This window comes from Paenisporosarcina sp. TG20, assembly GCF_000286315.1.
In the GTDB taxonomy this organism is placed as follows: domain Bacteria; phylum Bacillota; class Bacilli; order Bacillales_A; family Planococcaceae; genus Paenisporosarcina.
This window is the reverse complement of record NZ_ALJG01000159.1, coordinates 1-5,816: the sequence shown is the minus strand read 5'-3', so window position 1 is coordinate 5,816 and position 5,816 is coordinate 1. Positions and strand designations below refer to the sequence as shown.

Annotated in this window: 5 protein-coding genes; all 5 read left to right on the top strand. The window is 36.4% G+C overall.

What is annotated here, in order from left to right; all coding sequences use genetic code 11:
• Positions 1-474 precede the first annotated feature (474 nt).
• Entirely contained in the window at positions 475-1,641 is a 1,167-nt protein-coding gene (locus tag B371_RS0102210; protein WP_019412684.1) for a M20 family metallopeptidase, read from the top strand.
• A gap of 259 nt (positions 1,642-1,900) precedes the next feature.
• Positions 1,901-2,335, top strand: coding sequence for a VanZ family protein (locus B371_RS0102205; protein ID WP_019412683.1), 435 nt, complete (start codon positions 1,901-1,903; stop codon positions 2,333-2,335).
• A 257-nt stretch (positions 2,336-2,592) separates the two neighbouring features.
• Complete coding sequence (locus B371_RS0102200) at positions 2,593-2,985, top strand: hotdog fold thioesterase (protein WP_019412682.1); 393 nt, start codon at positions 2,593-2,595, stop codon at positions 2,983-2,985.
• Between the two features lie 269 nt (positions 2,986-3,254).
• Positions 3,255-4,895: a DASS family sodium-coupled anion symporter gene (locus B371_RS0102195; RefSeq protein ID WP_019412681.1), complete on the top strand. Its 1,641-nt coding sequence runs from the start codon at positions 3,255-3,257 to the stop codon at positions 4,893-4,895.
• A 288-nt stretch (positions 4,896-5,183) separates the two neighbouring features.
• Positions 5,184-5,663: a divergent PAP2 family protein gene (locus tag B371_RS0102185; RefSeq protein ID WP_019412679.1), complete on the top strand. Its 480-nt coding sequence runs from the start codon at positions 5,184-5,186 to the stop codon at positions 5,661-5,663.
• The last annotated feature ends 153 nt before the right edge of the window (positions 5,664-5,816 follow it).

Genomic DNA, 5,816 nt, shown 5'->3' with positions numbered 1-5,816 from the left:
CCATGCCGGCGGAACGCGTCCGCCTGGAACGTAGATCAACGGGTTCCATATAAAAAGCGAGTAAGTGAACAATATGTCATTCATATACTCGCTATGAAATCTTTTTAAGGACTTTTTCAGTGCCCTCCGTACTTTGCCCGGTTTTTCTTAGTTTAAGCGTGAATAAGTAAAGAACATAGCCAAAAATGATTCACTGTAAATTAAATAAGCTGCTACTTGTAAGATTTTAAAGTAATAAACATGATAAATTGTTTAAGCACATGAACCTAAATTCATCTTCAGAAAAAAGACAAGGAGCAATTAGCTAATGGTTAAAATATAGGTATATCCATTCTAATTTAAAGGAGGTTTAAGGTTATTTTCGTTAGATTCCTGTATAATAGAATCATATCTAAGCGTTGTTAATTTGTCGCAAACCATTTTCCAATTACAGAGGTAAAGGGATTATTATAGAAATGAAAGAGATGATAACAAGTGATAGAATATCTTAATAAAAATTTAAATGACATGCTTGAACTAATCGGGAAATTAGTTAATATCGATAGTGGGTCAAAACATAAAGCTGGAATCGATAAAGTTGGAAAAATTTTAATCGATGAATATAAAAAAATGGGATTTACTATTGAAACTCAAGAGAATAATAAGTTCGGTAATAATTTAATTATTAAGCATGAAGATGCTATAGACACTAAGATTTTGCTGATTGCTCATATGGATACAGTTTTTCCGGTCGGAACAGCTTTGGAAAGACCTTTTAAAATTAAAGACGGTCTAGCATTTGGTCCAGGTGTTGCTGATATGAAAGCAAGTCAAGTTACCTTGTTATATGCCATAAAACATTTATATGAAACAAATGATGATGCCTATAAAAATGTCATTATTATTTTAAATGGTGATGAGGAAATTGGATCCCCTACTTCAAGGAAGATTATTGAAAATATTTCCAAATCGGTAGATTATGCACTTGTAATGGAACCTGCACGTAAAGATGGTTCTATCGTATCGTCACGAAGAGGCGGTGGTAGATATACATTAAATGTTCACGGTAAAGCTGCACATTCAGGTGTTGCTCCAGAAGAAGGAATTAGTGCGATTGAAGAGCTAGCTTATAAAACAATTAAACTTCATAAGCTGACGAATCATAAAAAAGGAATCTCAGTAAGCGTGGGTATTATTGCTGGAGGAGATGCGGTAAATATGATCCCAGACAGCGCTACCGGATACGTGGATGTAAGAGTTCAAAGCGAAGAACAAAGTGTGGAAATTAACGAAAAAATTGAAAGTATTTGCTCCATTCCAGATGTGAAAGGTACAACGATTGACTTGGAAGGTGGCATAAATCGCCCTCCAATGGAGCTGGATGAAAAGAATCAAAAATTACTTTCGTTAATAAAAGAAGTAGGAGATTCATTTGGCTTAACAGTAACGGATACTCATACCGGTGGAGGGTCAGATGCCTCGTTCCCATCACATCTAGGTGTTGAAACTGTAGATGGAATGGGACCTATTGGTGGAAAACTTCACAATGAAGGTGAGTACATGGAAATAGATTCGTTAGTTGAAAGATGTTTTCTGTTATCTCAAACAATTTCAAAACTATCAGAAGAAACTACAATAAAAACCATGTCTCATGCTAAGTAAAAAGGAATCCAACAACCTCAAGGGTGTTGGATTCCTTTTTAAAATTAGATAAGTATATTACGTAAATTGGCTAAATCATCACAATAATTATAAAACAAGCGAGATATTTATGATTACAGATTAATATCATACTCATGAGACAGTGACAAAAATAAATACTAAAATCTGAAATTGATACTTATTCAAACTTGGTTTTATGGCTAGGCTAGTCAAAAACGAATGGGAAGCATTGTCTCTTCATGCGAAAGGGTGTTTTTTCTTGACTATATATCCTCTGCTAACTTTCTTGTGGTCTTTGTTTATAGTGATTGCGGCTTGTACTTCTGATGCTTATATTTTTATGTTTGATCAGGTTGTTAAATTTAGTTTCATAACTGACCCTACATTTAGTGATCTACTAATAACGAGTGATATCAATCCTTCTAATGAATTTTATTTAATTCAAAAAACAGGTCATATTATTTCTTTTGGTATTTTATATATTTTACACCTTCTATGGATGAAGAGAGCTGGAATTGCATTCATTTCTACCTGTATATTTGCTGCTTTTTCAGAAGTTCTTCAACTTTATTTTAATCGAAATGGAAGATTATTTGATGTTGGAATAGACATATTTGGTATCCTGTTAACTTTCATAATATGTAAATTTATTGTCAGTAATGTATTGAATACTAGGATAATACATTCAAAGTAAATTATAGATAACAGGGGATTCCGTAAAATGCGGATACCCTTTTTCTATGAGCTTAGAATATGCTAGAAAACTGTTGCAATAGTAAATCTAATCTGACATTATAAAAGAAGAAACAAAAATGAATCACTATTCATTTTGTATTTAGGTTTTGAAACGAACCGATGCTTTAACGAAGATTAAAGAGCATAAACCAACAGTAATGAATTAATTAGAATGTTGCTTTGGGATTCGATGCTACAGAAGAGAGGGAGAATCTAATGGAGATAAAACCAGTAGAAGAAACAATTGCAGGTGTCTTAGGCATTGAAATGGTTGAGGTGACAGAAGATCAGGTTACTGCTACGATGCCGGTTAATGCGGCAACTCATCAGCCTTTTGGACAGCTTCATGGAGGTGCATCAGTTGTCTTAGCGGAAACAGTTGCTAGTGTCGGAACTTGGAATTTAATTGATCAAGAAAATGAATTTGCTGTAGGGTTAGAGATTAATGCCAATCATATCCGTGGAAAACGTGACGGAATAGTAACCGCTATTGGTACACCGCTACATAAAGGGCGAACAACAATGGTATGGGATATTAAAATTGTTGATGAAGAAGAAAGACTGATTTGTGTATCCAGATGTACTGTAGCGATAGTGAAGAAGAAATGACTTCTTAGAGTGAAGTAATACCAACTGACGTCTCCCTTCAATTAGAAAGGGTTCTACTGAATTTTAAAAACCTTAGAGAAATAGGTTATTCATATAGTTAAATTAAAAAACCATGACAATTTAATGTCATGGTTTTTTAATGTACAAGATAAAACCATTCAAATTAATGTATAAAAGGACAAAATGACTAAATTTATTGGATTGGGAAATTACTATTAATAATCAAATTAATTGTTGCAGATTTTTGTCATAAATAAAGGAGGCAAGACATGATTACATCAACATGGAATTGGCTATGGGACAAACATGACCAAGCTAAAGAAACCATTCGTTTTTTTATAAAACCTGGTTCCAAGATACCTCAAGATAGAGACCGGGCAGAAGATGCAGGAACATACGATGAACGTAATAAGAAACGTAGCTATAACACGCCACAATTGATTGGCCTGTTTTTAGGGCCTTTATTATTTGTGTTAACTCTGTTGTATTTCAATCCTGAAGATTTACCGCCGGAAGCTAAAGCTATTCTGGCTAGTACACTTTGGATTGCGACTTGGTGGATTACAGAAGCGATTCCGATACCGGTCACATCACTATTACCAATTGTTTTATTTCCGATTTCTAATGGACTTGATGTAGGACCAACAACTTCTGCTTATGGAAATGATACTATTTTCCTGTTTATGGGAGGATTCATGATTGCCTTAACAATGGAAAAGTGGAATTTACATAAAAGAATTGCGTTGACAATTATCTCGCTCATTGGAACGAAAACGGAGCGAATTATTCTTGGATTCATGGTTGCAACTGGTTTCCTGTCGATGTGGATCTCTAACACAGCCACAGCAATGATGATGGTGCCAATCGGCTTAGCCATCATTTATCAAGTACAAGATGCACTAAAAGATGATGATTCGATTGATACCTCCAAAGAAAACTTTAGTTTCGGTAAAGCACTGATGCTTGGTATTGCATACTCTGCGTCTCTCGGAGGCATAGCAACATTGATTGGAACACCACCGAACACGCTTCTTGCGGGTGCGGTCAATGAAATTTACGGGATTGAAATTACCTTTGCGCAATGGATGCTTTTCGGAGTTCCATTCGCATGGATTTTCATCTTTTTAACTTGGTTCTATTTAATTAAAGTGGCATATCCACAGAAATTAAAAGAGCTCCCCGGTGGGAATAAAGTAATCAGCGATGAGAAAATTAAATTGGGTACTGCTTCATATGAGGAAAAAGTGGTTTTCACGGTATTTGTACTTGCAGCCCTGGCGTGGATTACACGGTCGTTCTTACTGATACAATTCGTTCCAAATCTGAATGATGCGATGGTGGGCTTGATTGCAGCGATAATCTTGTTCATTATTCCCTCGAAAAATATACAAGGGGATCACTTGCTCGATTGGGCAACTGCAGTGAAATTACCATGGGGAATATTGCTTTTATTTGGAGGAGGACTTGCAATTGCGGCTGGTTTTACAAGTTCTGGTCTATCTAATTGGATTGGGGGACAGTTGACTGGACTGCAAGACGTTAATATGTTGATAGTAGTTTTAGTGGTTGCAGCACTAGTCCTGTTCTTAACAGAAATCACATCAAATACTGCAACAGCTTCGATGATGTTCCCAATTATGGCATCACTAGCGATAGCACTCGGCTTCCATCCTTATGCTTTGTTGGTTACAGCTGCGGTTGCGGCATCTTGTGCATTCATGTTACCGGTCGCGACACCACCTAATGCAGTCGTCTTCGGTTCAGGTTACTTACGCATTCCAGATATGGCAAAAACAGGTTTAGCACTTAATCTATTCGGCATCTTCTATGTAGGGTTGGCCGTATACTACTTTCTACCACTCATATGGGGGATTGATTTGATGTCGATACCGGATATGTTTAATAAATAAACAATAAAGATATTCCATAATTTCTCTATTCCAACTTGGAGCGTGATTTTTCCAACTTGGGGTTCAAAAATTCCAACTTGGAGCGTGATTTTTCCAACTTGGAGTTCAAAAATTCCAACTTGGACACCAATTTTTCCAACTTGGCCAATGTTAAACGGAAATCCAATTGAAAATCCCATCAAATTTTAATAGGATCCGCATAAAAAGGTGCAAAAAAGGGTATTGAAATGAGAAGAAATTTGTTTAACATAAGTTTTTGATTGATCAGTGGAGTGGAGGACGAAGATAATGAAGAATATGAATCGTGGAATAATTACAGCATTAGCTGCTATAGGAATTGCACAAGGTTTGAAAGTAGTAACACAGAAGCAATTGACTGGGAAATGGGATTGGAGGCATGCGTTCACGACCGGGGGCATGCCGAGTTCCCATTCGGCTGGAGTTTCGGCGCTTGCAACATACGTTGCAGCTAACAAAGGGACGCGACATATCGAGACGGCTCTTGCAACTGTTTTTGGCGTAATTGTTATGTATGATGCGCAAGGGATTCGTCGACATACGGGAGAAATTGCGCAGCTCGTTAATGATTTGGAAGACAATATAGTGAAGCTATCTGGAAATTTTCCGAGCTTTGAGTACGTTCAGCGCGAAAAGGAACTCAAGGAACTTCTTGGTCATCAACCTGTTGAGGTCCTTGGTGGAGCATTATTAGGTGTATTGCTCGGTCTCATTTCGGCGAATATTGAAAAAGATGAGAATTCACAGTAATGTCGTTCTAGAAAGTGTTCCTGACTTTTATTCATAGGTCTAATGTCAACTATAAAAATACTATTGCGTAAGCTTTATTATTACTATTAAGCTTTTACAGGTCCTAATTATTCCAGTAGCTAGCTACTGGAATAAAAAAGACTGTAGACAAAC